The sequence below is a fragment of the Streptomyces rapamycinicus NRRL 5491 genome, assembly GCF_024298965.1.
In the GTDB taxonomy this organism is placed as follows: Bacteria; Actinomycetota; Actinomycetes; order Streptomycetales; family Streptomycetaceae; genus Streptomyces; species Streptomyces rapamycinicus.
In genome coordinates, this window is record NZ_CP085193.1 from 2,672,748 (window position 1) to 2,696,391 (window position 23,644).

The 23,644-nt window shown below is 71.2% G+C and carries 21 protein-coding genes and 1 tRNA gene; 3 read left to right on the top strand and 19 right to left on the bottom strand.

Annotation, left to right across the window (positions count from 1 at the left end; translation table 11 throughout):
* Nucleotides 1-26: 26 nt before the first annotated feature.
* The 11 genes from yajC to pgsA form a co-directional block, all read right to left on the bottom strand.
* Complete coding sequence (gene yajC / locus LIV37_RS10465; protein WP_020867085.1) at nucleotides 27-587, bottom strand: preprotein translocase subunit YajC; 561 nt, start codon at nucleotides 585-587, stop codon at nucleotides 27-29.
* A gap of 288 nt (nucleotides 588-875) precedes the next feature.
* On the bottom strand, nucleotides 876-1,964 hold the full coding sequence (gene ruvB, locus LIV37_RS10470; RefSeq protein ID WP_020867086.1) for a Holliday junction branch migration DNA helicase RuvB: 1,089 nt from the start codon (nucleotides 1,962-1,964) through the stop codon (nucleotides 876-878).
* Between the two features lie 67 nt (nucleotides 1,965-2,031).
* Nucleotides 2,032-2,652: a Holliday junction branch migration protein RuvA gene (ruvA, locus tag LIV37_RS10475; protein WP_020867087.1), complete on the bottom strand. Its 621-nt coding sequence runs from the start codon at nucleotides 2,650-2,652 to the stop codon at nucleotides 2,032-2,034.
* On the bottom strand, nucleotides 2,649-3,308 hold the full coding sequence (gene ruvC, locus LIV37_RS10480; protein ID WP_020867088.1) for a crossover junction endodeoxyribonuclease RuvC: 660 nt from the start codon (nucleotides 3,306-3,308) through the stop codon (nucleotides 2,649-2,651). Before ruvC ends, ruvA begins: the two co-directional genes overlap by 4 nt.
* Nucleotides 3,309-3,459: 151 nt before the next feature.
* Nucleotides 3,460-4,212 carry a YebC/PmpR family DNA-binding transcriptional regulator gene (locus tag LIV37_RS10485; RefSeq protein ID WP_020867089.1) on the bottom strand — a complete coding sequence of 251 codons (753 nt, stop codon included), beginning with the start codon at nucleotides 4,210-4,212 and terminating at the stop codon, nucleotides 3,460-3,462.
* A gap of 105 nt (nucleotides 4,213-4,317) precedes the next feature.
* The gene (gene pdxT / locus LIV37_RS10490; protein WP_121825619.1) at nucleotides 4,318-4,938 is read right to left on the bottom strand and encodes a pyridoxal 5'-phosphate synthase glutaminase subunit PdxT; all 621 of its coding nucleotides are present in this window, start codon (nucleotides 4,936-4,938) and stop codon (nucleotides 4,318-4,320) included.
* 91 nt (nucleotides 4,939-5,029) lie between these two features.
* Nucleotides 5,030-5,950 carry a pyridoxal 5'-phosphate synthase lyase subunit PdxS gene (gene pdxS, locus LIV37_RS10495; protein ID WP_020867091.1) on the bottom strand — a complete coding sequence of 307 codons (921 nt, stop codon included), beginning with the start codon at nucleotides 5,948-5,950 and terminating at the stop codon, nucleotides 5,030-5,032.
* 227 nt (nucleotides 5,951-6,177) lie between these two features.
* On the bottom strand, nucleotides 6,178-6,735 hold the full coding sequence (locus LIV37_RS10500) for a hypothetical protein (protein WP_020867092.1): 558 nt from the start codon (nucleotides 6,733-6,735) through the stop codon (nucleotides 6,178-6,180).
* A gap of 231 nt (nucleotides 6,736-6,966) precedes the next feature.
* Nucleotides 6,967-8,127: a glycosyltransferase family 4 protein gene (locus LIV37_RS10505; protein ID WP_020867093.1), complete on the bottom strand. Its 1,161-nt coding sequence runs from the start codon at nucleotides 8,125-8,127 to the stop codon at nucleotides 6,967-6,969.
* Nucleotides 8,124-9,077, bottom strand: coding sequence for a phosphatidylinositol mannoside acyltransferase (locus LIV37_RS10510; RefSeq protein ID WP_020867094.1), 954 nt, complete (start codon nucleotides 9,075-9,077; stop codon nucleotides 8,124-8,126). Before LIV37_RS10510 ends, LIV37_RS10505 begins: the two co-directional genes overlap by 4 nt.
* Nucleotides 9,074-9,742 (bottom strand): phosphatidylinositol phosphate synthase, encoded by a 669-nt coding sequence (pgsA, locus tag LIV37_RS10515; protein WP_020867095.1) that lies wholly within the window; start codon nucleotides 9,740-9,742, stop codon nucleotides 9,074-9,076. Before pgsA ends, LIV37_RS10510 begins: the two co-directional genes overlap by 4 nt.
* A 206-nt stretch (nucleotides 9,743-9,948) precedes the next feature.
* Between pgsA and LIV37_RS10520 the strand changes: the two genes are divergently transcribed.
* On the top strand, nucleotides 9,949-12,156 hold the full coding sequence (locus LIV37_RS10520) for an elongation factor G-like protein EF-G2 (protein ID WP_121825618.1): 2,208 nt from the start codon (nucleotides 9,949-9,951) through the stop codon (nucleotides 12,154-12,156).
* A 257-nt stretch (nucleotides 12,157-12,413) separates the two neighbouring features.
* Nucleotides 12,414-14,066, top strand: a complete 1,653-nt coding sequence (locus LIV37_RS10525) for a hypothetical protein (protein ID WP_185057958.1) — start codon at nucleotides 12,414-12,416, stop codon at nucleotides 14,064-14,066.
* A 90-nt stretch (nucleotides 14,067-14,156) separates the two neighbouring features.
* Here LIV37_RS10525 and LIV37_RS10530 read toward each other — a convergent pair whose 3' ends face one another.
* The 4 genes from LIV37_RS10530 to LIV37_RS10545 all read right to left on the bottom strand — a co-directional run bounded on the left by LIV37_RS10530 (nucleotide 14,157) and on the right by LIV37_RS10545 (nucleotide 18,726).
* Nucleotides 14,157-14,723, bottom strand: a complete 567-nt coding sequence (locus tag LIV37_RS10530) for an HIT family protein (protein ID WP_121825617.1) — start codon at nucleotides 14,721-14,723, stop codon at nucleotides 14,157-14,159.
* A gap of 91 nt (nucleotides 14,724-14,814) precedes the next feature.
* Nucleotides 14,815-16,794: a threonine--tRNA ligase gene (thrS, locus tag LIV37_RS10535; RefSeq protein WP_020867099.1), complete on the bottom strand. Its 1,980-nt coding sequence runs from the start codon at nucleotides 16,792-16,794 to the stop codon at nucleotides 14,815-14,817.
* Nucleotides 16,795-16,945: 151 nt separating this feature from the next.
* Complete coding sequence (locus LIV37_RS10540) at nucleotides 16,946-18,148, bottom strand: hypothetical protein (RefSeq protein WP_020867100.1); 1,203 nt, start codon at nucleotides 18,146-18,148, stop codon at nucleotides 16,946-16,948.
* Entirely contained in the window at nucleotides 18,148-18,726 is a 579-nt protein-coding gene (locus LIV37_RS10545) for a DUF4365 domain-containing protein (RefSeq protein ID WP_373920605.1), read from the bottom strand. Before LIV37_RS10545 ends, LIV37_RS10540 begins: the two co-directional genes overlap by 1 nt.
* Nucleotides 18,727-18,886: 160 nt before the next feature.
* Here LIV37_RS10545 and LIV37_RS10550 point away from each other — a divergent pair, with 160 nt between their 5' ends.
* Entirely contained in the window at nucleotides 18,887-19,612 is a 726-nt protein-coding gene (locus LIV37_RS10550; RefSeq protein ID WP_020867102.1) for a 3'-5' exonuclease, read from the top strand.
* Nucleotides 19,613-19,704: 92 nt separating this feature from the next.
* Here the strand turns inward: LIV37_RS10550 and LIV37_RS10555 are convergent, their stop codons facing one another.
* The 4 genes from LIV37_RS10555 to LIV37_RS10570 all read right to left on the bottom strand — a co-directional run bounded on the left by LIV37_RS10555 (nucleotide 19,705) and on the right by LIV37_RS10570 (nucleotide 23,621).
* Complete coding sequence (locus tag LIV37_RS10555; RefSeq protein WP_020867103.1) at nucleotides 19,705-20,076, bottom strand: VOC family protein; 372 nt, start codon at nucleotides 20,074-20,076, stop codon at nucleotides 19,705-19,707.
* Between the two features lie 114 nt (nucleotides 20,077-20,190).
* Nucleotides 20,191-20,265, bottom strand: a tRNA-Val gene (locus LIV37_RS10560).
* A 66-nt stretch (nucleotides 20,266-20,331) separates the two neighbouring features.
* Nucleotides 20,332-20,841, bottom strand: a complete 510-nt coding sequence (locus tag LIV37_RS10565) for an SRPBCC family protein (protein ID WP_020867104.1) — start codon at nucleotides 20,839-20,841, stop codon at nucleotides 20,332-20,334.
* A 32-nt stretch (nucleotides 20,842-20,873) separates the two neighbouring features.
* Nucleotides 20,874-23,621 carry an exo-rhamnogalacturonan lyase family protein gene (locus LIV37_RS10570; protein ID WP_020867105.1) on the bottom strand — a complete coding sequence of 916 codons (2,748 nt, stop codon included), beginning with the start codon at nucleotides 23,619-23,621 and terminating at the stop codon, nucleotides 20,874-20,876.
* Between the last annotated feature and the right edge of the window lie 23 nt (nucleotides 23,622-23,644).

A 23,644-nucleotide genomic window follows, 5' to 3' on the forward strand; every position in this document is an offset into this window, starting at 1 on the left:
CGCGCCGCGGTTCCCGGATGACGGACTTACTTCGCGTCGGTGCCGCCGTCCCGCTTGTCGTCCTCGGAGGTGCCCGCCGCGGCGGCGGCGTCGTCCTTGCCGAGGTCGATCTTCTTGACGTCCGTCTCCCCGGCCTCGTCGCCCGCCTCGTCGGCCGCGTCGGCCTTCTCGGCCGCGTCGTCGTCGACCTTGTCGGTCTTCTCGAGCCCGACCTTGTCGGCGGACGAGTCGGCGTCGGCGGCCTCGGTCAGCGAGGAGGCGTCGTCGGGAACGACAGGGGTGTCGGCGGCGTCCTCGTCGGGGTCGATGCCGTGCACCACGCGGTTGTACTCGTCGTCCGGCAGGACGGCTCCCACCGCGTTCTTCGCGTAGATCGCGTGCACGCCGGGGGCCACCTCGAGGAGGACCGTGTCGTCGTGGACCTCCTTGACCGTCGCGTACATGCCGCCGATGGTCCGCACGCCGGAGCCCGGCTGCATCTCATTGCGCATCGACTGGGCCTGGCGCTGCTTGTTCTTGGCCGAACGCGTCATCAGGAACATGGCCCCGATAAGCACGATGAACGGCAGGAGAGTCACGATATTCACGGGACGGAAATTCCTTCACACGACCGCGGGGAGCGGCCTGGTCTACGGGGGTGGGTATACCGCACAGTGAGCGGACGGCATACGGACGGCATCGGCGGAGTCTAAGCGAGCCCACGCCAATGGAACAACGCCCGGCGCGGTACCGGGGTTCCTGACCCCGCCATTATTGGTCCTCTACGCCATGATGCAGGGTAAGCGGGCGCTTATGCCTTGCCGCGGCCCATCCGGCCCGTCATGGCACGTCACGCGCCATCCTGCCGCGCCCCCGGCTCATCATGTCCCGGCTCATCATGTCTCGAAGAGGCCCGCCTGACCACCGGCGGCGGTCTGCGGCGGTGGGGTGAGCCCCATATGCGCCCAGGCCGCCGGGGTACCGATCCGCCCCCGGGGGGTACGGGCCAGCAACCCCTCCCGGACCAGGAAGGGCTCGGCGACCTCCTCCACCGTCTCACGCTCCTCCCCCACCGCGACCGCGAGGGTCGACAGGCCCACCGGCCCGCCGCCGAACAGCTTGAGCAGGGCGCTGAGCACCGCCCGGTCCAGCCGGTCCAGGCCGCGCTCGTCCACGTCGTAGACGGCCAGGGCGCTGGCGGCGATCTCGCGGGTGATCACGCCGTCCGCCTTGACCTGGGCGTAGTCACGCACCCGGCGCAGCAGCCGGTTGGAGATCCGGGGGGTGCCGCGGGAGCGGCCCGCGATCTCGGACGCGCCCTCGGGGTCGATGGTCACGTCGAGCAGCCCGGCGGAGCGGTGGATGACCCGCTCCAGCTCGGCCGGGGCGTAGAACTCCATATGGCCGGTGAAGCCGAAGCGGTCGCGCAGCGGGGGCGGCAGCAGCCCGGCCCGGGTGGTGGCGCCGACCAGCGTGAACGGCGGCAGCTCCAGCGGGATGGCGGTGGCCCCGGGCCCCTTGCCGACGATGACGTCGACGCGGAAGTCCTCCATCGCCATGTAGAGCATCTCCTCGGCGGGCCGGGACATCCGGTGGATCTCGTCGAGGAAGAGCACCTCGCCCTCGGTGAGGGAGGAGAGGATCGCGGCCAGATCGCCGGCGTGCTGGATGGCGGGGCCGGAGGTGATCCGGATCGGGGCGCCCATCTCGGCGGCGATGATCATGGAGAGTGTGGTCTTGCCCAGTCCGGGCGCGCCGGAGAGCAGCACATGGTCGGCGGTGCCGCCGCGCTGCCGGGCCGCCTTGAGCACCAGGTCCAGCTGTTCGCGGACCCGCTCCTGCCCGACGAACTCGCCGAGGTCCTGGGGGCGCAGCGCGGCCTCCACCGCCTGGTCGTCGCCGTCCGCGTCGGCGCCCACCAGCCTGCCGCCCGCGCCGGACGGGGCGTCGTCGGCGGTGGCCGGAGGGGTCTCGTCCCAGTTCACTGCGTTTCGCCTCGCGATGTCGTCTTCGGTGGTGCCGCCGGTCGCGGCCTGCCGCGGCCGCGGTGGCTCACCGTGTGCGGTTCAGGGTCTGCAGGGCGGCCCGCAGCAGCTGAGCCACCTGGGGCGTACCGCCCGCCGCCACCGTTTCCTCGGCCCGCGGGGTGACGGCGGCGACCGCCTCGTCCGCCTCGCGGGTGGCGTAGCCGAGGCCGACCAGCGCGGTGTGCAGCTGATCGCTCCAGCCGGGGGCGGCCGCCGAGCGGGCGCCGGGCACGGCGGAGCCGAGCGGCTCGCCGAGCCGGTCCTTGAGCTCCAGCAGCAGCCGCTGCGCCCCCTTCTTGCCGATGCCGGGGACGGCGGTGAGCGCCTTCTCGTCCCCGGTGGACACCGCGAGCCGCAGCGCGTCCGGGGAGTGCACGGCCAGCATGGCCTGGGCCAGCCGGGGGCCGACCCCGCTGGCGGTCTGGAGCAGTTCGAAGGCCTGGCGCTCGTCGTCGTCGGCGAAGCCGTAGAGGGTCAGCGAATCCTCACGGACGACGAGGGAGGTGGCCAGCCGGGCCTGCTGTCCGACGCGCAGTCCGGCCAGGGTGGCCGGGGTGCACTGGACCGCCATCCCGACCCCGCCGACCTCGATCACGGCGGTGTCCGGGGCGACGGCCGCCACCGGACCGGAGACGAACGCGATCATGAGGTACGGCCTTTCGTGGTACGCGCGCTGCTCGGGGTGCCGGCGGGGCTCGTCGGGCGGGCGGGACTCGGGGTGCGGGTGGGGTCCGTGGTGCGGGCGGAGTTTGTGGTGCGGGCGGAGTTTGTGGTGCGGGCGGAGTTTGTGGTGCGGTGGGCGGCGACGGCCTGCTGGAGGCGGTTGGTCGCGGGGGCCCGCCAGATATGGCAGATGGCGAGCGCCAGCGCGTCCGCGGCATCGGCCGGTTTGGGCGGTGCGTCCAGCCGCAGCAGCCGGGTCACCATCGAGCCGACCTGCGCCTTGTCGGCGCGCCCGGATCCGGTGACGGCGGCCTTGACCTCGCTGGGGGTGTGCAGCGCGACCGGCAGCCCGCGGCGGGCCGCGCACAGCATGGCGACGGCGCTGGCCTGCGCGGTGCCCATGACGGTACGGACGTTGTGCTGGCTGAACACCCGCTCCACGGCGACGCATTCGGGCCGGTGGGCGTCCAGCCACTGCTCGATGCCGCGCTCGATGAGGACGAGCCGGTCGGCGGTCGCGGTATCCGCCCCGGTCCGTATGACGCCGACGCCGAGCATCCGCAGCGGGCGGCCCGCGACCCCCTCGACCACGCCGACGCCGCACCTGGTCAGCCCCGGGTCCACGCCCAGCACACGCACCGCGCCCCTCCCCTCACCGCGCTTCGGTCATCTGTTCCTGCGCAGGCTAGCGGCTGCCGCCGACAACGCCCGCGGACAACGCCGACGGGCCGGTGGGGTGCTGCCCCGCCGGCCCGTCCCTGTCGTCGTCGACCGCCGTGCCGATCCGCCGTCAGGCGTCCACCTTGGCCATGACCTCGTCGGAGACGTCGAAGTTGGCGAAGACGTTCTGCACGTCGTCGCTGTCCTCGAGAGCGTCGATCAGCTTGAAGATCTTGCGCGCGGCGTCTTCCTCGAGCTGGACCTGCATCGTGGGCACGAAGTTGGCATCGGCCGAGTCGTAGTCGATGCCCGCCTCCTGGAGGGCGGTGCGGACCGCGACCAGGTCGGTGGCCTCGCTGATGACCTCGAAGGACTCACCGAGGTCGTTGACCTCCTCGGCGCCCGCGTCCAGGACCGCGCCCAGCACGTCGTCCTCGGTGAGCTCCCCCTTGGGGACGATGACGACGCCCTTGCGGTTGAACAGGTACGACACGGAGCCCGGGTCGGCCATCGAGCCGCCGTTGCGCGTCATCGCGACGCGGACGTCGGAGGCGGCGCGGTTGCGGTTGTCGGTCAGACACTCGATGAGGACGGCCACGCCGTTGGGGCCGTAGCCCTCGTACATGATCGTCTCGTACTCGGCGCCACCGGCCTCGAGACCGGCACCACGCTTGACCGCGCTGTCGATGTTCTTGTTCGGAACCGAACTCTTCTTCGCCTTCTGGATGGCGTCGAAGAGCGTCGGGTTGCCCTCCGGATCGGCACCGCCCATCCGGGCCGCGACCTCGACGTTCTTGATCAGCTTCGCGAAGAGCTTGCCGCGCTTGGCATCGATCACGGCCTTCTTGTGCTTCGTCGTAGCCCATTTAGAGTGGCCGGACATCCGCCTGTCTCCTTCGCGTAACCCATTGCTGTACGAACGCCTGAGATCCTACCGGGACAGGCCCGGCCTGCGGCGAGGTCTCCCGCCACCATCCTCCGCCGACGGTTACGCGCGCCGCACCATCTCGACGAAGAGCCGGTGCACCCGGTGGTCCCCGGTCAGCTCGGGGTGGAACGAGGTCGCCAGGACCTTGCCCTGCCGTACGGCGACGGTGTGCCCGTCGAACGTCGCGAGCACCTCGGCACCGCCGCCCACGGACTCGACCCACGGTGCGCGGATGAAGACCCCCTCGACCGGGCCGTCGTCGATGCCCTGGATGTCGACCTCGGCCTCGAAGGACTCGTTCTGACGGCCGAAGGCGTTACGGCGCACGATCATGTCGATGCCGCCGATGGTCTCCTGGTCGTCCCGGCCGTCGAGGATCTTGTCCGCGAGCATGATCATGCCCGCGCACGTACCGTACACCGGCATCCCGGCCCTGACCCGCTCGCGCAGCGGTTCCAGCAGCCCGAAGATGATCGCGAGCTTGGACATGGTGGTCGACTCGCCCCCGGGGATCACCAGGGCCGCGACCTCGGCGAGCTCCTCGGGCCTGCGGACCTGCCGGGGGGTGGCCCCGGCCGCGGTGAGCGCGGCGAGATGCTCGCGGACATCGCCCTGGAGGGCGAGCACACCGATCACGGGGGCGTCGGCGGTGGACGTTGCCGGTGTGGACGACGTAGTCACGGAAGCGAAGACCTCTCGAACGTCAGGGGCACCACGCGCCGGGCCGCCGGGCCGGGACACGTGGTGCCATGTGGTGCCGTACGGACGCCTGTTACCAGCCGCGGCTGGCGTAGCGCTCGGACTCGGGGAGGGTGTCGCAGTTGATGCCGACCATGGCCTCGCCGAGGTTCCGGGACGCCTCCGCGATGACCTTGGGGTCGTCGTAGAAGGTGGTGGCCTTCACGATCGCGGCGGCGCGCTTGGCCGGGTCGCCCGACTTGAAGATGCCGGAGCCCACGAAGACGCCCTCGGCGCCGAGCTGGCGCATCAGCGCGGCGTCGGCCGGGGTGGCGACGCCACCGGCGGAGAACAGCACGACCGGCAGCTTGCCGGTCTGCGCGATCTCGGCGACCAGCTCGTACGGGGCGCGGATCTCCTTGGCGGCCGCGTAGAGCTCATGGTTGTCCAGGCCGCGCAGCCGGGCGATCTCGCCCTTGATCTGACGCAGGTGGCGCACGGCCTCGACGACGTTGCCGGTACCGGCCTCGCCCTTGGAACGGATCATGGCCGCACCCTCGGCGATCCGGCGCAGCGCCTCGCCCAGGTTGGTGGCTCCGCAGACGAACGGGGTGGTGAAGGACCACTTGTCGCTGTGGTTGACCTCGTCGGCGGGGGTGAGCACCTCGGACTCGTCGATGTAGTCGACGCCGAGCGACTGCAGCACCTGCGCCTCGACGAAGTGGCCGATCCGCGACTTGGCCATCACCGGGATGGAGACGGCGCCGATGATGCCCTCGATCATGTCCGGGTCGGACATCCGGGCCACGCCGCCGTCCTTACGGATGTCGGCCGGCACCCGCTCGAGGGCCATGACCGCGACGGCTCCGGCGTCCTCGGCGACCTTGGCCTGCTCGGGGGTGACGACGTCCATGATCACGCCACCCTTGAGCTGCTCGGCCATACCGCGCTTGACGCGGGCGGTGCCGGTCGCGGGGGCGTCGGAGTTGGACGTGCTGGCGGGCGTGATGGACACGGTTTGACCTCACTCGATAATGAAAAGTGCGATGAGCCCATCGTAGGGCCGTTCGATACCGGTACATGACCCGGCCATCTGGTCCAGATCACGAGCGTGTGTGCTACACGAATGACAAAACCGCGTCGGGGCGGGGATCGGCAAGGGCCAATCAAAGGCCGGTGGCTCGAAGCGACCGGTGAATCCTCGGTACGCGAGGGGCGACCGCCCCCTCGGCACAGAGCTCCTCAGCGCTCGGCTTCCTCGGTGCCCGGTACCCGCCCCAGCGCCGCCGGGGGCTCGTCGTCCATCTCGAAGGCGAGCGGAAACGGAGCGTGGCCCGCCAGCCGGAACCAGCGCACCATCCGATGGCGGCGCAGCGCCCGCGCCGCCCGCACCGCGTCGTTGTGGAACCGCCGGGCCATCGGCACCCGCCGCACCGACTCCGTGAGCTCCCCCAGCGCGTCCTCACCGCCCGGCGCCTCCCGTACCGCCTCGGCCTGCGCGCTGGCCTCGAAGACGGCCCGCAGCGCCTGGCTCAGCTCGCTCTCGGCGACCTCGCGGTGCTCCTCCTCGGACTGCCGGGCGGCGTGCGCGGCCTGGTACAGCACGATCGAGGCGGCGGGGTCGAGCACTCCGGCGGTGGCCAGCTCCTGGGCGACGGAGGCACGCCGCAGCAGCTGCGCGTCCAGCGCGGCCCGCGCCGCGTCCAGACGGCTGTGCAGCCGGTCGAGGCGTCCCGCGGTCCAGCTCAGATAGACGGCGACGACGACCAGTACGACCGCGATCCAGATCAAGGTGCTCACGGCCCGCCACGCTACCGCCTGCCGCCCCCGGAGTCCGGGGTGGAGCCCTCAGCCGGGACCGCCGCGCGCGGCGGTGTGAGGCCCCTCCTGGCGGGTCCTGAGCAGGTCGGAGGAAGTCCGCTGCGGTTCGCGCGGGGCTGTGTCGATGTGCGGCTCCGCCGCGCGGGCGCGACCAGCCACGACGGCGCCGCGGCCGACCGACGGCCCATCGCGACACTTCCAGCGGAGCGCTCAGTCCCTGGCGAGCCCCAGCCGCGCCCACAGCCGCGTACGGTCGTCGGCGGCCACCGACGCCGCCCCGTCCGTCACCGTCTCGTAGACCGCGAGGATGTCCGCCCCCACCGTCGACCAGTCGAAGCGCCGTACGTGCCGGCTGCCCCGCTCCCGCAGTTCGGCCAGCCGCTTCTCGTCGCCCAGCAGCCGCACCGCGGCAGCGGCCAGGGCGTCCGCGTCCTCGTTGCTGAACAGCTCGCCCGCCGCTCCCCCGTCCAGCACCTGGGCGAACGCGTCCAGATCGCTGGCCAGGACCGCGGCCCCCGCCGACATGGCCTCGACGAGGATGATGCCGAAGCTCTCGCCGCCCGTATTGGGCGCGACGTAGACATCGACACTGCGCAGCAGCCGCGCCTTGTCCTCGTCGCTGACCATCCCCAGGAACTCCACGCTCTCCCGCAGCGGGGCGGGCAGATCGGCCACGGCCTCCTTCTCGTCACCGCGCCCGGCGATCAGCAGCCGCGCTCCCGGCCGGGCCTCGAAGATCTTCGGAAGGGCGCGCATCAGCACCGGCAGCCCCTTACGGGGCTCATCGATCCGGCCGATGAAGCCGATCGTCTCCCCCCGCCACTCCTCCTTCGGCTCGGCGTCGGCGAAGAAGTCCACATCGACGCCGTTGGGGATGACCACCGCGTCCCCGCCGAGGTGTTCCACCAGCGTCCGGCGCGCGTACTCGCTCACCGCGATCCGCGCGCTGATCTTCTCCAGCGCCGGCTGCAGGATCGGATACGCGGCGATCATGGCCCGGGAGCGGGGATTGGAGGTGTGGAACGTCGCGACGATCGGCCCCTGGGCCGCCCAGCAGGCCAGCAGCCCCAGCGACGGCGAGGTGGGCTCGTGGATGTGGATGACGTCGAAGGCGCCGTCGTGCAGCCAGCGGCGCACCCGCGCGGCCGACAGGAACCCGAAGTTCAGCCGGGCCACCGAGCCGTTGTACGGCACCGGCACCGCGCGCCCGGCGGAGACCACGTACGGCGGCAGCGGCGTCTCGTCGTCCGCCGGGGCCAGCACGGAGACCTCGTGGCCGCGCCGGATCAGATGGTCGGCCAGGTCGCGGATGTGGAACTGGACGCCGCCTGGGACATCCCAGGAGTACGGGCAGACGATCCCGATCCTCAAGGCTTCTCCATTTCAGGGCGTCCAGGGCCGCCGGGGCCCTCGGGACTTCCGGCGCTTCCGGGACCGCGATCCAGGTCCGCGAGCCACAGCCGCTGCAGCATGTGCCAGTCCTCCGGGTGCTCGGAGATCCCCGAGGCGAAGGCGTCGGCCACCTCCTGGGTCATGACGGCGACCCGCTCCTCGCGGTTCCCGTCCCCGGGCGCCGCGACCGGCGGATGCACCCGCCCCCGCATCACCGGCGACTCGTCGTACCAGAGGGTCACCGGCAGCAGCAGGGCGCCGGTCTGCAGGGCGAGCGCGGCCGGCCCGGCCGGCATCTTCGCCCGCTCGCCGAAGAACGACACCTCCACGCCCGAGGCCGACAGATCGCGGTCGGCCACCAGGCACACCAGACCGCCCGCGCGCAGCCGCCGCGCCAGCGTCCCGAAGGCGCTCCCGCCCTGGTGCGGCAGCACCTCCATGCCCAGCCCCTCGCGGTAGGCCACGAACCGGTCGTACAGCGACTCCGGCTTCAGCCGCTCCGCGACCGTGGTGAAGGGCACCCCCAGATGGGTGGTCACCCAGGCCCCGGCGAGGTCGTAGTTGCCCATGTGCGGCAGCGCCAGGACCACGCCCCGGCCCTCGGCGAGACCGTCCACCAGATAGTGCACGTCCTTGACGTCGAAGCCGCCCCGTATCCGCTCCGGGCTCCACGCCGGAAGCCGGAAGGACTCCATCCAGTAGCGCAGGTACGAGCGCATGCCCGCCCGCGACAGCTCGGCCAGCCGCCGGGGCGAGGCGTCCGGCACCACGCGCGCCAGATTGGCCTCCAGGCGCAGCACCCCCTTGCCGCGCCGCTTCCACGTCTGGTCGGCGATGCGCTGCCCGAGCGCCACGGCCACCGGCTCCGGGAGCTTCTTGACCACGCCCCAGCCGAGTCCGTACAGCGCGTCGGTCAGCCTCTCGTTCACCGCGCCTCGCCCCCCTGGGGCACCGTCCGCTCCCCGGCGTCCGCCTCGGCGGCCTCCCGGCGCACCGTCACCACCCGCTGGACGAGGGTCACCGCGCTGCCGACGGCCACGATCCACAGCGCGATCGGGAGCAGGATGTCGATATGCGGCACGCCGAACTTGTGCAGCCCCGAGAAGCCGCACGCCACCAGCGAGATCACCAGCCGCTCGGCACGCTCCACCAGCCCGTTGACGTTCACCGGCAGGCCGATGCTCTCGCCGCGGGCCTTGGTGTACGAGACCACCTGGCCGCTGGCGAGGCAGAAGATCGTCACCGCACACAGCACATTGTCGTCCCCGCGGCCCGCGTACCACAACGTCAGACCGCCGAAGATCGCGCCGTCGGCCACCCGGTCCAGCGTGGAGTCGAGGAACGCGCCCCAGCGGCTGGAGCGCCCCAGCTGCCGCGCCATATTGCCGTCGACCAGGTCGGAGAAGACGAACAGCGTGATGACGACGGTGCCCCAGAAGAACTCCCCCCGGGGGTAGAAGACCAGTGCGCCCGCGCACACGCCGGCGGTGCCGGTGAGGGTCACCGCGTCGGGGCTGACCCCGAGGCGGATCAGCAGGGCGGCGAACGGTGTGAGAACACGCGTGAAGAATGCACGCGCGTACTTGTTCAGCATGGCCTTCCCGGGGGGTCGAAACGGGCCGGGTGGTCAAGAGGCCACCGGCGCGCCCATCGTAGCCACGCCCCGGAGGGGCGCAGTGCACCTGTCGGACGGCTCCGCGACCCCGGGCGCGGTACGGCCGCATGTGTGACGTATGGACGCACCGTTACAGGGGTGGAAAGCTCGAAGTATCGCAAGGTGTCGACCGGGAGGCGAGACACATGGGCGACAAGACGAGTACACACCCAGGGGCCGCCGGAAGGGCAGCGGCGGCCGACCGGCCCAGCTCCCTGCGGAATGTGGTTCTGGTCGGCCACAGTGGGACCGGAAAGACGACGCTGGTGGAGGCCCTCGCACTGGCGACGGGCGCGGTCAACCGGGCGGGCAGGGTCGAGGACGGCGGCTGTCTCTCGGACTACGACGATATCGAGCACCGGCAGCAGCGTTCGATCCAGCTGTCGCTGGTCCCCGTCGAATGGGGCGGGATGAAGATCAATCTCCTGGACACCCCGGGCTATGCCGATTTCGTCGGGGAACTCAGGGCCGGTCTGCGAGCGGCGGACGCGGCCCTTTTCGTTGTCTCGGCCGCCCAGGACGCCCTGGGCATCACCGGGGCCACCCGCATGATCTGGGACGAGTGCGCCGCGGTCGGGATGCCGCGCGCCATCGTGATCACCCACCTCGAAGCCGCCCGCGCCAGCTTCGAGGAGATGACCGAGCTGTGCCGGGACAGCTTCGGCGGCGACGACCCCGACGCCGTGCTGCCGCTGTACCTGCCGCTGCGCGGCGAGCCGGGGCCGGACGGGCACGCCCCCGTGACCGGCCTCATCGGGCTGCTCACCCAGCGGGTCTTCGACTACTCCTCGGGGGTGCGCACCGAATCGCCGCCCCAGGAGGACCAGCTGCCGCTGGTCGAGGAGGCCCGCGGCCGGCTCATCGAGGGGATCATCGCCGAGAGCGAGGACGAGACCCTCATGGACCGCTATCTCGGCGGCGAGGAGATCGACGTCAAGACGCTGATCGAGGACCTGGAGAAGGCCGTCGCACGCGGCAGCTTCCACCCCGTGCTGGCGGCGGCGCCCGCCACGGCGGGGTCCAAGCAGGGCCTGGGCACCATCGAACTGCTGGACCTGGTGACCGGCGGCTTCCCGTCCCCGCTGGAGCGCGAGACGCCCGACGTCACCACCCCGCAGGGCGCCGCACGCCCGCAGCTGAGCTGCGATCCGGACGGTCCGCTGGCCGCCGAGGTGGTCAAGACCTCCTCCGATCCGTACGTCGGCCGGATCTCCCTGGTTCGGGTCTTCTCCGGCACCCTCCGCCCCGACGAGACCGTCCATGTGTCCGGACACGGTCTGGAGGACCGCGGCCATGAGGACCACGACGTGGACGAGCGGGTCGGCGCCCTGTCCGCGCCCTTCGGCAAACAGCAGCGCACCCTCCCCCAGGCCATCGCGGGCGATCTGGCGTGCGTGGCCAAGCTGACCCGCGCCGAGACCGGGGACACCCTCTCGTCCAAGGACCAGCCGCTCCTGATGGAGCCCTGGCAGATGCCCGATCCGCTGCTGCCGGTGGCCATCCAGGCACACAGCAAACCGGACGAGGACAAGCTGTCGCTGGGCCTGTCCCGGCTGGTCGCCGAGGACCCGACGATGCGCCTGGAGCAGAACCCGGACACCCATCAGGTGGTGCTGTGGTGCCTGGGCGAGGCGCATATGGACGTCGCGCTGGAGCGGCTGCGCAGCCGGTACGGCGTCCAGGTGGACGCGGTGCCGTACAAGGTCTCGCTGCGCGAGACCTTCGGGGCGAAGTCGGCCGGCCGCGGCCGCCATGTCAAGCAGTCCGGCGGACACGGGCAGTACGCGATCTGCGAGATCGAGGTGGAGCCGCTGCCGGAGGGCTCGGGCATCGAGTTCGTGGACAAGGTCGTGGGCGGCGCGGTGCCCCGGCAGTTCATCCCGTCCGTCGAGAAGGGCGTGCGCGGCCAGGCCGCGCGCGGCGTCGCCGCCGGGTATCCCCTGGTCGATGTGCGGGTCACGCTGCTGGACGGCAAGGCGCACTCGGTGGACTCCTCCGACGCCGCCTTCCAGACGGCGGGCGCGCTCGCGCTGCGCGAGGCGGCCGCCGACGCCCGGATCGACCTGCTGGAACCGGTGGTGGAAGTGGGCGTGCTGGTCTCGGACGACTATGTCGGCGCCGTCATGAGCGATCTGTCCGGCCGGCGCGGCCGGGTCGTCGGCACCGAACAGTCCGGCGGCGGACAGACCTTGATCAAGGCGGATGTGCCGGAGATCGAGATCGGTCGGTACGCGGTCGATCTGCGATCGCTTTCGCATGGCACGGGACGGTTCAGCCGCTCCTACGCCCGGCATGAGCCGATGCCCCACCAGCTGGCCGAGCGGATGCGCGAACAAGTCGCCGCGGAGGCGTAGTTCGCGGCACATCCGCGACGTAGTCCACGGCCATGTCACGGCCCGTCCGTGGCGTAAGTCACGGCCCGCCCGCCCCAACCGCGCCGGGGCGGGCGGGCCTTCGCCGTCGGCCGCCCACCGGCGGTTCCGCGGGCGGCTCCGCGGGCGGTCTTCTCCACGAGGGTTTTCCACAGGCCGCACACGCCCTGGCGACAGGCGGTGCACACCCCGGATACGCTGAGGTCGCAGCGCAAGAGCGTGCCGTATTGGGGGCGTTGGTGACGGACGGATTCGACTTCAGTCCCGGGGCGCAGGTTCCCCTGTCGGGAGCGGCGGGACAGACGGCGGCGACGCAGGCCCTGGCCTCGGCCGCCTACCGCGACGACCCCGTGGCAAAGTTGCTCGACGCCAATTCGGAGTGGACGGTCTCGGAGGTCAAGAAGCCGAGGATCTCGCTCTTCGAGCCGAACCTGGGCGAGGCGTTCGCGCGCGCCGTCCAGATGAGAATGCTCGGCGGCGGCCGGGGCCAGGTGATCCAGTCCTTCGGCATGGAGCCGCAGACGGTCGTCGAGCACTGTCTGGCCGCCAACCGCATCCGCAAGACCCGTGACGCCCGGCTCACCGCCGTCATGGTGATTTTCGGGCTGCTGTTCCTGCCCGGGACGCTGCTCTGGCTCGGCGTCTTCCAACTGCGCCGCTCGGTCGCCGGGGCCCAGGACAAGCGGATGGGCGCACTCGGCACGGCGCTGCTGGTGGCGCTCGGCGTGATGGTCGTCATCTTCCTGATCAAGCTGCCCTTCGGGGGCTTCTGGGGGATATACCTGCGCGGCGTCGTGGTCGCCCCGGTGATCGGCTGGTACATCGCCAAGCAGATCTGCGAGCGCACCGCCAAGGACCTCCGGGACTCCTGGGGCGGGCTGCTCTCCGGCGGCGGCGTCGGCGCCAAGGTGCCCGAGACGGTGCCCAACCACCCGGGCCAGACCGCCGCCGAGGAGCTGCGCAAGTCGCTCCACAAGCTCACCGCAGAGCAGTACAGCAATGTGGTGTTCTACGCCGGTCCCAAGGGCATATTGGGCATGGGCACCCGCTGGGGCAGCTGGCAGCTGGCCGAGGATTTGGTCTCGGCCGACCCCGACAAGGAGATCGACCCCTTCCGCAGCTGGGACGTCATACGGGCGATCCACGACCAGCTGCGCATGCTGGAGCGCACCCCGCTGCACACCGGCGGCTTCCCCACCCCCTCCGTGCGCCACTGGGTGGTCTCGCCGATCGGCGAGGGAGCCAAGGCGGTCGAGCGCGGCGGCACCTCCGAGGAGGAGGGCTTCCAGATAAAGGGCGTCGAGCTCCAGCGGATCTGCGACCAGCAGCAGTTCGGCGCCGGTGACCGGCACTACCTGGGCGTGCAGTTCGTGCTCTGGGACGGCCAGTTGGTGATCACCCTGATGATCACGGTGACGCTGCTGCACAAGACGCTGCGGATCGAGGTCACCGGGCATGCGCTGGGGCCGGTGCACCCGCTGTTCACCAGCAAGCCCTCGGCACCCTCCAAGACGGTCGCCAAGACCTTCCGGTTCTGGGAGACCAAGTCCATCCCGCTGCCGCTGGTGAACGCGAAGGAGGTCGTGCGACTGACCGCGCGCGCCCCCTTCACCTGGTACCCGCCGATACTGGACCACCTCGGGGGCAAGCTGGTGCTGCCCGAGCCGTTCGGTCTGCGGCACGCCTGGGCGGACAAGCCCTGGCGGCACCGCTTCATGGCGGACGACGCGCTGCGCGCCGCGACCCCCGTGCTGCGGGTGGTCCATGAGGCGGCCATCGGGGTGCTCAAGAACCACGGCGTGGACACCGAGCGCTTCGGCAACCGCTCGCTGGCCCTCAGCGGCCAGGTCCAGGACGTGGCCCCGAAGAAGGCCGATCTGTACGACGCGTAAGGACGCGACGCGTAAAGGCGCGACCCGTAAGGCGAACGCGAATGGGCCGGTCCCTGGCCACACGGCCGGGGCCCGGCCCATTCGCGGCCGCTAGGCCCCCGGCTGGGGCCAGGCGTCGGCGAGCAACCGGCGGGTGTCGGCGAGGAGTTGCGGCAGCACCTTGGTCGTGCCGATCACGGGCATGAAGTTGGTGTCCCCGCCCCAGCGCGGCACCACATGCTGATGCAGATGCGCCGCGATTCCGGCGCCCGCCACGGTCCCCTGGTTCATGCCGATGTTGAAACCGTGCGCACCCGAGGCGGTACGCAGCGCGGTCATGGCGGCCTTGGTGTATTCCGCGAGCTCCACCGTCTCCTCGGCGGTGAGGTCGGTGTAGTCGGCGATGTGCCGGAACGGGACGACCATGAGATGGCCGCCGGTGTACGGATACAGATTGAGCACGGCGTACACGGACTCGCCGCGAGCGATGATCAAGCCGTCCTCGTCGGACTTCTCCGGAATGGAGCAGAACGGACAGCCATCGCCCGCGCCCGGGCCGGTCGGCTTGTTCTCCCCTTGGATGTAGGCCATCCGATGGGGCGTCCACAGGCGCTGGAACGCGTCAGGCGTCCCCACTCCGATCTGCTGTTCCGGCTCACTCGTCATGCGGGCCAGCATATTCGCCCCGCAGAGGTGAGGAAGAGCCGAGGGGCGGCCCTGGTCAGGGCCGCCCCTCGGAATCCGGGCCTCCGTGGAGACCGCTGTTGGATCAGACCTGGATCCGGCGCTCCACGGCGTCGGCGATCTCGGCCAGCGCCTGGTCGATCGGGATGCCGTTCTTCTGCGAGCCGTCCCGGTAGCGGAAGCTCACCGCGCCGTTCGCGACGTCGTCGTCACCGGCGATCACCATGAACGGGATCTTGGACTTCTGGGCGTTCCTGATCTTCTTCTGCATCCGGTCCGAGGACGAGTCCACCTCCATCCGCAGCCCCTTCGTCTTGGCCTGCGCGGCGAACTCCTCCAGATACGGCACATGGGTGTCGCCGATCGGGATGCCGACCGCCTGGACCGGGGCGAGCCACACCGGGAAGGCGCCCGCGTAGTGCTCCAGCAGCACCGCGAAGAAGCGCTCGATCGAGCCGAAGAGCGCCCGGTGGATCATGACGGGCTGCTGGCGGGAGCCGTCCGCGGCGGTGTACTCCAGCTCGAACCGGGCCGGCTGGTTGAAGTCGACCTGGATGGTCGACATCTGCCAGGTGCGGCCGATCGCGTCCCGGGCCTGGACCGAGATCTTGGGGCCGTAGAAGGCCGCGCCGCCCGGATCCATGACCAGCTCCAGGCCCTGCTTCTCGGCGGCCTTGCGCAGCTCCTCGGTGGCCTCTTCCCACTGATCGTCGCTGCCCATGAACTTGTCGGAGTCGTCCCGGGTGGACAGCTCCAGATAGAAGTCGCTCAGACCGTAGTCGCGGAGCAGGTCCAGCACGAAGGTGAGCAGATTGTCCAGCTCATCGGCCATCTGCTCCTTGGTGCAGTAGATGTGCGAGTCGTCCTGGGTGAAGCCCCGGGCCCGGGTCAGGCCGTGGACGACGCCGGACTTCTCGTAGCGGTAGACCGTGCCGAACTCGAAGAGCCGCAGCGGCAGCTCGCGGTAGGACCGCCCGCGCGCCCGGAAGACCAGGTTGTGCATCGGGCAGTTCATGGCCTTGAGGTAGTAGTCCTGGCCCTCGAACTCCATGGGCGGGAACATGCCGTCCATGTAGTGCGGCAGATGGCCGGAGGTCTCGAAGAGCTTGGCCTTGGTGATGTGCGGGGTGTTGACGAACTCGTACCCCGCCTCCTCGTGGCGCTTGCGCGAGTACTGCTCCATCTCCTTGCGGATCACGCCGCCCTTGGGGTGGAACACCGCGAGGCCCGAGCCCAGCTCGTCGGGGAAGGAGAACAGGTCCAGCTCCGCGCCCAGCTTGCGGTGGTCGCGCTTCTCGGCCTCGGCGAGGAAGTCCAGGTACGCCTTCAGCTCGTCCTTGGTCGGCCAGGCGGTGCCGTAGATCCGCTGGAGCTGGGGGTTCTTCTCGCTGCCCCGCCAGTACGCGGCGGCGCTGCGCATCAGCTTGAAGGCCGGGATGTTCCGGGTGGTCGGCAGGTGCGGACCGCGGCACAGGTCCTTCCAGCACAGCTCGCCGGTCTTGGCGTCGAGGTTGTCGTAGATGGTCAGCTCGCCCGCGCCGACCTCGGCCGACGCCCCCTCGGCGGCGTCCGCGGCCGACCCCTTGAGCCCGATCAGCTCCAGCTTGTACGGCTCGGCGGACAGCTCCTCGCGCGCGTCCTCGTCGGTGACCGCGCGGCGGGAGAACCGCTGCCCCCGCTTCTGGATCTCCTGCATCTTCTTCTCGATGCGCTTGAGATCGTCCGGGTGGAACGGGGTCTCGACGTCGAAGTCGTAGTAGAAGCCGTCCTTGATCGGCGGGCCGATGCCCAGCTTCGCCTCCGGGAACAGCTCCTGCACCGCCTGGGCCATGACATGCGCGGTGGAGTGGCGGAGGATGTCCAGACCGTCCTGGCTGGTGATCTCCACCGGCTCGATCTCGTCACCCTCGGCCGGCTGGTACGCCAGGTCCTTGAGCTGCCCGCCCACGCGCACGGCGACGATCGAGCGGTCGCCGGTGAAGAGGTCCGCCGTCGTAGTGCCCGTGGCCACCACGCGTTCTTCCCGCTCGGAATCGCGTTGGATGATCACACGGACGTCTGACACCGGTCTCTCCTGACTGATGGATGGCTCCCCGCGGCGAATGCCGCGCAGCGTGAATCGTACCGAGCCGACGGGCGGGACCGCGAAACGGCTGTGGACGCCGTCACCGCCCGGGGCGGCTCTCGCCCGACGCCATCACGGTCCCCGGCGGCGGTCAGGGGCCGCCGCCGCACGCCTCCTCGAAGAAGTCCAGGTTCTCCTGGAGCGACTTGACCAGCCGGTCCCGCTCGGCCTCGTCCACCTGGACCGGGGTGACACCGCCGGCCCCGCTGAGCCGCCGGAAGCCGCCGCTGCTCTCCAGCCGCCCGCGCACCCGGATCGGCAGCCCCACCAGATGAGCATGGCCGGCGATGCGGTAGTCCTCCTCGTCCAGGGTGATCCGCACCCGCGCGACCTCCGCCCCGGAGAGCACCCGCAGCCGCACGGTCCCGGGACCGCCGGGGCCGGTACGGCGCAGCCGCACCACCGCGCCCGTGAGGCACACCGGTACGGACGGCTCATCCCGGACATAGCGGGCGCCCGCCTCCCTCAGCCCCGGGAGGTCACCGGGCGAGAACTCCACTGGATCGGGCCGGGCGGCGAACCCCTGCGGCGGACCGGCGGCCGGTGACCACTCCAGCGCCACCCGCGCCCCTTCCGTGCCCTGGACCAGCGCGATCACCGCCTCGGTCAGCTCCCGGCTGGCCCCCGCCGCGACCGCCGCGTCATACGCCTCCATCCCGCCGGTCGTCCGGTGGTAGTCGGCGGCGTCCCGGAGGGCGTACAGCGCGCGCAGCAGGGTGACGGCGGTGACGCGGCCGTCCTCCTCGACGGGGACGAAGACGGTCAGCTCACGGCCACCGGACTCGGCGCCCGGGGGCCCGGTCAGCACCCGCTCCAGGGACGCCTCGGCGGCGCGGCGGTGCCGGGCGCCGTAGTAGCCCGCGCGGCCGCGGGCGGCGAGCGCTCCGGCCAGCAGGGTGTCGCGGGCGGCGGCGCGCAGCCGCTCCTGCGCGGTCCAGGCGGAGGTGCCACCGGGGGATTCGGGCACCTCGCGCCGCCAGCGGATCTCGTCGCTGGGCACGGCGAGGCCGGTGAGCACCTCGCGGGCGGAGGGCGCGGCGCTGCGGCTGAGCGCCATCAGCGCCTCGCCGAGCAGATCGCCGCTGTCGGGGAAGTCCCGGCTCTCGGGCACCAGCAGGCTGGTGGCGCCCGAGAGCCGGCCCGGCGGGGTCCAGCGGGCGTAACGCCCAGGGGCGCCACCGCGGCGGCGCCAGCCGTGCCGGGCGAGCAGGGCGCCGAGGACGGCCGGATCCACCTCGTCGGGGCGCGGGACCGACGAGGGTGCCGGGTCGTCCTGGGGCCATGGTCGGTCCATCACGGTCTCCCTCCCGCCCCGACCCGGGTCATGATCTCGCAGAGCGCGCGGTCGTCGAAGATCCGCGAGGTCGGGATCCGCACGGTGGTCCGGCGGCGGCCCGTGACCGCGTGGCCGGCCAGATTGATCCAGTAGCAGCAGTGGCGCAGGGACAGGCGGTCATGCCCGGCGCGCAGCCAGTCCTCCTGGCCGCGCGGCACGATCATCACCACGAGGATCTTGTGCACGGAGACCGGGCTGCGGGCCAGCTTGACCAGGTGGTCGTTGTCGAGCGTGAAGGCGAAGGTCGGCCCCGGAGGGTCCGGTGCGATCTGGTACGTGGCCTTGAGCTGCACCTTGATGGTGACCTCGTCGTCCACGGCGTGGCCGGGGGCGCTGTGGCTGACGTGCCAGTCGATGCCGTGGTCGGGGAAGGGCTGGGCCAGTGAGCAGCCCGCTGCGGCGGCCACCGCGTGCAGATAGCCCACCTGAAGGGTCTCCATACAGGCGGTGGTGGCGATTTGGCCACGCACGGGAGGTGATCCGCTCAGGGCAAGGCCGCTCGCCGTCGGGGCCGGTTCGGGTGCTGCGAGCGTCATGTCCGTGACGCCTTCCGGTCGTCGCCGGCTTCGTACACCTGTGTTGTCTCCGCGTCAGGACCTCGGCAAACAGCGGCGGTTCGAGGTCCTCCCTCCGGGTATCACCTGGTCGGGGCGGGATCAGATGTCATCGAGGGGAAATGCACGAGGAGTTGAGGCCATGCCGTCCTGGTTCGAAGGGCCGCTCGCCGCCTTTGACACGGAGACCACGGGTGTCGATGTCGAGCATGACCGGATCGTATCGGCGGCCCTGGTGGTGCAGCGCGGGACCGGAAGTCTCCCGGAGGTCCGGCGCTGGCTGGTGAGTCCGGGGGTGCCGGTGCCGTCGGCGGCCACCGAGATACACGGTCTGACCGACGCTCATCTCCAGCGCCACGGCAGATGGCCGGCGCCGGTGGTGGACGAGGTGGCGCGGGCGATAGCGGAGCAGGTCACGCGGGGCACCCCGCTGGTGATCATGAACGCGCCGTTCGATCTGACCCTGCTGGACCGGGAGTTGAAGCGGCATCGCAACTCCAGCCTGGCGGGCTATCTTTCGCTGCGCTCGATGACCGTTCTGGATCCGCGGGTGCTGGACAAGCATCTGGACCGCTATCGCAAGGGCCGCCGCACCCTGATCGATCTGTGTGAGCACTACGGCGTGGAGCTGACCGGCGCGCATGACGCGGCGGCGGACGCGGCGGCCGCACTGCATGTCGTACGGGCGGTGGGCCGCCGGTTCGCCTCCCGCCTTGAGACCCTGACACCCGCCGAACTGCACGCGCGCCAGACGGTCTGGTACGCGGCGCAGGCCCGGGGGCTGCAGGCGTGGTTCGCGCTCAACGGCTCGGACGAGATCTGCGACCCGGCGTGGCCACTGCGTCCGGACCTTCCGGCCGCGGCCTGACGTACGAACTCGGCGCGCTTGACCGCTCAGGCCCGGCGCGCCTGACGTTCAGGCCCGGCCCGGCAGCTGGCTCCAGGCCCGGCGCCGGACGTTCAGGCCCGGCGGAGCGAGAAGGGGTGGCCGGCCGGGTCGGAGTAGATCCGTATGTCGCGCAGGCCACCGTTGTTCTTGGTGTCCAGCGGCCGGGCGCCCAGGTCGACGACCTGGCGTTCCGCGGCGTCGACGTCCTCCACCAGCAGGTCCAGATGCGCCTGCTGGGAGTCGTCCGGCCGTGGCCAGCTCGGCGGGGCGAAGCCGTGGTCCCGCAGGAAGGCCATCCGCGACCCGCCGGGTGCGACGATCTCGACTCGGTCCGGGGTGGTCAGCGGCTGGATCTCCGCGCCGAGCACCCGGGCGTAGAACTCGGCGAGCTCTTCGGGTTCGGCACAGTCCAAGGACAGTACGGCTGCGGTCGCGACGGCCATGAGTTCCCCTCCACATCGTCACCCACGGAAGCTTTATCCGGATACCCCGCTCCTGGCCGTACAAGCACACAAACATGAGGCCGGGCCGCCTGCTGGCGGCCCGGCCTCATGGGGTGGTGGGCGATACTGGGTTCGAACCAGTGACCTCTTCGGTGTGAACGAAGCGCTCTCCCACTGAGCTAATCGCCCGGGTTGTTCTCTTCGGGATCTCCCCGGTGGAACGACCTGAACAATACAGGTCGCGGCGGGTTTGGTTCAAACCGCATTTCCGCCGGAGGGTCCGGAGGCCGGACCGGGCGGCGCCCCCGCCGGACCGGCGGGCCGCGCGGCGAGGTGCGCCCGCAGCCCCCGCAGCCCGGAGCGCATCATCAGGGCGTGGTTGACCCGGAAGACGGGGCGCCCGGGGAGCGCGAGACGGCGCAGCAGCGGCTTGCGGGCCACCACCTCCTGTTCGAAGAGGGCGCGGGTGCCGGTCCCCTGGGGCAGCACCGTCCAGCGCGCCCAGCCCTCCAGATCGCCCGCGAAGCCGATCTCCAGCACGCCGTCCGCCGGGTCCTGCCGTGCCTCGCTGACGATCAGCCGCAGGTCGTACGGGACGAGGGAGCGGAAGCGGGCGGCGCCGCTGCGCTCGTCGATCCGCCGGACCTCACGGACCTGGGGCCACCACCGCGGATAGTCGTCGCCGTTCGCCAGCACCGCGAAGACGGCGGCGGGCGGAGCGTCGAGGTCCCATCGGCTGCGGAAACGGTAATGGCACCAGTCCATGCCCTCAGTCTGGTCCGGCCATCACGGCATGGCTAGCCCGGCAGCTTGTCGCCGACGAGCGCGAGGTTCTGGATCGCGGCGAGGCCGTACTGGGCGGTGGCGTTGGTGCTCACCCAGGCCGCCTCGACGCCGGGCTCCAGCACGTCGGGGCCCTCCACCCGCACCGACTTCCAGCTGATGGTGGCATCCGGGTAGCCGTCGCCCTCGTGGTATTCGGCGAACTTCTGCCAGGCGCGGGCGGCCAGCTTGTCGTCCTTCAGCTGGACGGCGGCGTAGGCGTCGAGCCGGGAGTGGCCCTGGACCAGGATCAGTGAGCCGAAGTCGGTGCCGTAGCGGGCCTTCTGCTCGGCCTTGGTGGCGTTGAAGTAGCGGCAGTAGTCCAGCCATGCCTCCTTGAACTTCGGCAGGTCGATGAGGTCGATCACCTCGGCGCAGACCTCGACCAGGCCGAAGACCGCGGACAGATGGGAGACGCTGACCTTGGGCTGGTCGGCGATGGCGTACTTGCCGGTGTCGAGGTCGTACAGCCCGCTGCCCTGGACGAAGCCGTTGGGCTGGGCCGCGATGGTCTCCATGGTGGAGCGCAGCCGCGCCTCGGCCTTCTTCGCCTTCGGCCCGCGCCGCTCCCATTCGGTGAGCCAGGCCCCGGCGAGGCCGCTCCAGTCGGTGCCGAAGCCGATGTCCAGGGCGTGCGGATCGGGCTCGTAGTCGGGGTCGTCGCGGACCTTGCGCTGTGGATCGAGGACGAGGAAGGTCTCGTCGGAGTCGACGAGGGCGTGCATGATGTCGCCGATCCGCTCGTCCGCGGTGAGGAAGTAGTAGTAGCGGCGGTACAGGGCAGTGGAGATGCGCTGCTGTTTGGCGCTGTCGGCGAAGTGCTGGACGCCGTGCCGGGTGCCGAGCCCGGCCCATTCGCCGAGGTGGTAGGCGTCGACCTCGCCGGTGTGCCGGGTCATGGATTCGGCGAAGCGGAAGATGTCGGAGCGGCCGGAGCGCAGATACGCCAGCCACAGCCACAGGTCGGGCGAGAGCTCGGAGTTGTCCCAGGCGTAGCCGCCGACGTCGTACCGCCACTGGTGCCGGTCGCCGTCGTAGGTGTGCATGATGTCGCCGTAGTCCCAGAAGCCGTACCAACGGCGCTGTTCGACCTGGCCCTTGTGGTAATCGAAGAGGAAGTCCAGCCGGTCCTCGACCTTCGCCCTGGCGGGGGTGGAGCGGTCGACGGGGGCGAAGAGGCCGCCGAAGACCTTGGCGCGGACCAGGTCGGCGGGTCCGGCGGCCAGTTGGGGCGGGGTGCGCACGGCTGCTGCCTGCCGGACGAGGGTGCCGGCGACGGGGGTGGCCGCGTTGGCCCAGAAGGTGAGTTCGCTGGTGCGGGCGATGCCGTACGGGGTGCCGAAGCCGGGCTCGTAGTCCTCGTAAGTGATCTCGAGGCCCTCGAGCTGTTCGGGGTAGGTGTCCTGGCCCATGCCGTCGTGGTAGAAGCGCAGGTCCATGGGCTGGGCCTCGGGGGACCAGAGCCACAGGGTGACCTCGGCCTCGGCCCCGGCGGCGCCGCGGATGTCCAGCTGGGCGGGGAACTTCTCCCAGAAGTCGCGCAGTCCGAAGGAGAGTCCGCCGCTGACGCCGCCGACGTAGCCGAAGCCGCCCGCGCGTCCGCCGCCGCCCGCGGCGATCCAGCCGTGGCCGGGCTCGGTGCGCTTGCGCAGGGTGAAGCCGTCGGCGGAGAGCTGGGAGAGGGTGTAGTCGCCCCAGGTGGGGATCAGGTGCAGCCGGGAGGTGACGCGCTGGTCCCAGCCGGCCGGGTCGGGCAGTTTCTCGCCCTTGACCTGGGCGGTGCGGACGCCCTCGCCGGGGTCGCGGCGCAGTCCGGTGACGCCCTTGACGGCCTCGGTGAGGAACCCCTTGCCCTCGCCCGCGATGCGGATGTGGCGGTCGTACGCCTCGTCGCGCATCGGCACGGCGAAGCGGACGCCGAGACCCCGGATGAAGTCTTTGTTCTGGTCGCCGTCGAACGTGATGGTGTGCACCATGCGGAAGGAGTCGGCGCCCGCGTAGAAGTAGAGCCGGACGCTGAAGGGGAGCCAGGCGCGGCGGCCCTTGCGGTGCTTGCCGTCGATGCGCACGACGGCACGGACGGGCCCCCTCTGCTCGACCTTCGCCCCGCTGATCTCACCGTCGAACCGCTCCCACTCGGCGCGGCCGTGGTCGCCGTCGTCCACGTCGCGCTGGCGGAGCAGGACCAGCCGGCCGTCGCGGGCGATCTCGGTGGAGCCGCGGGTGACGGAGCGTACGAGCTGCTCGCCGTCCTTACCGATGACGGCCCTGATGACCCCGGTGTCGATGGTGATCCTGCCGCCGCTCTCGGAGACGGTGACCTTCTTGGCGGGCGCGGCGGGCGTGCCGGTGGTGAGCCGGTAGGAGCTGCCGGTGAGGCCCTCCCCCGCCGCGTGCGCGGTCCACTTCAGCGAGCCGTCGGGCCAGTAGGCGGTGGCCCAGGTCTGCAGGGGCACGTGGGTGCCGTCGGCGGTGGTCAGCGCGAAGGTCCGGTTGCCGGGGTGGGTGCCCTTGGGCCAGGGGACGCCGAAGGTGGAGCCCGCGGCCGCGCCCAGGCCGCCGTCCTCCAGCCAGGTGATGTCCACGGGCTGGCCGACGGCCTTCCGGGCGGGGCTGTCGGCGGCGGCCTGCGGGGCGTTGTGGGCGAGCAGCCAGGAGAACGGCACGGCGGCGCCGGTGGCGGCCGCGGCCTTGAGAAGGTTGCGACGGGGGATCGGGGGCATGTCCGCTTCACCTTTCGTACGGG

Coding starts and splice junctions, on each gene's coding strand:
- LIV37_RS10485 (WP_020867089.1), bottom strand. CDS start 4,212: ATGTCCGGCCACTCTAAATGGGCTACGACGAAGCACAAGAAGGCCGTG.
- LIV37_RS10555 (WP_020867103.1), bottom strand. CDS start 20,076: ATGGCCGTCGCGACCGCAGCCGTACTGTCCTTGGACTGTGCCGAACCC.
- pgsA (WP_020867095.1), bottom strand. CDS start 9,742: ATGCTGAACAAGTACGCGCGTGCATTCTTCACGCGTGTTCTCACACCG.
- LIV37_RS10550 (WP_020867102.1), top strand. CDS start 18,887: ATGCCGTCCTGGTTCGAAGGGCCGCTCGCCGCCTTTGACACGGAGACC.
- LIV37_RS10570 (WP_020867105.1), bottom strand. CDS start 23,621: ATGCCCCCGATCCCCCGTCGCAACCTTCTCAAGGCCGCGGCCGCCACC.
- LIV37_RS10565 (WP_020867104.1), bottom strand. CDS start 20,841: ATGGACTGGTGCCATTACCGTTTCCGCAGCCGATGGGACCTCGACGCT.
- LIV37_RS10545 (WP_373920605.1), bottom strand. CDS start 18,726: ATGACGCTCGCAGCACCCGAACCGGCCCCGACGGCGAGCGGCCTTGCC.
- ruvA (WP_020867087.1), bottom strand. CDS start 2,652: ATGATCGCGTTCGTCTCCGGTCCGGTGGCGGCCGTCGCCCCGGACACC.
- LIV37_RS10530 (WP_121825617.1), bottom strand. CDS start 14,723: ATGCTGGCCCGCATGACGAGTGAGCCGGAACAGCAGATCGGAGTGGGG.
- LIV37_RS10540 (WP_020867100.1), bottom strand. CDS start 18,148: ATGGACCGACCATGGCCCCAGGACGACCCGGCACCCTCGTCGGTCCCG.
- LIV37_RS10520 (WP_121825618.1), top strand. CDS start 9,949: ATGGGCGACAAGACGAGTACACACCCAGGGGCCGCCGGAAGGGCAGCG.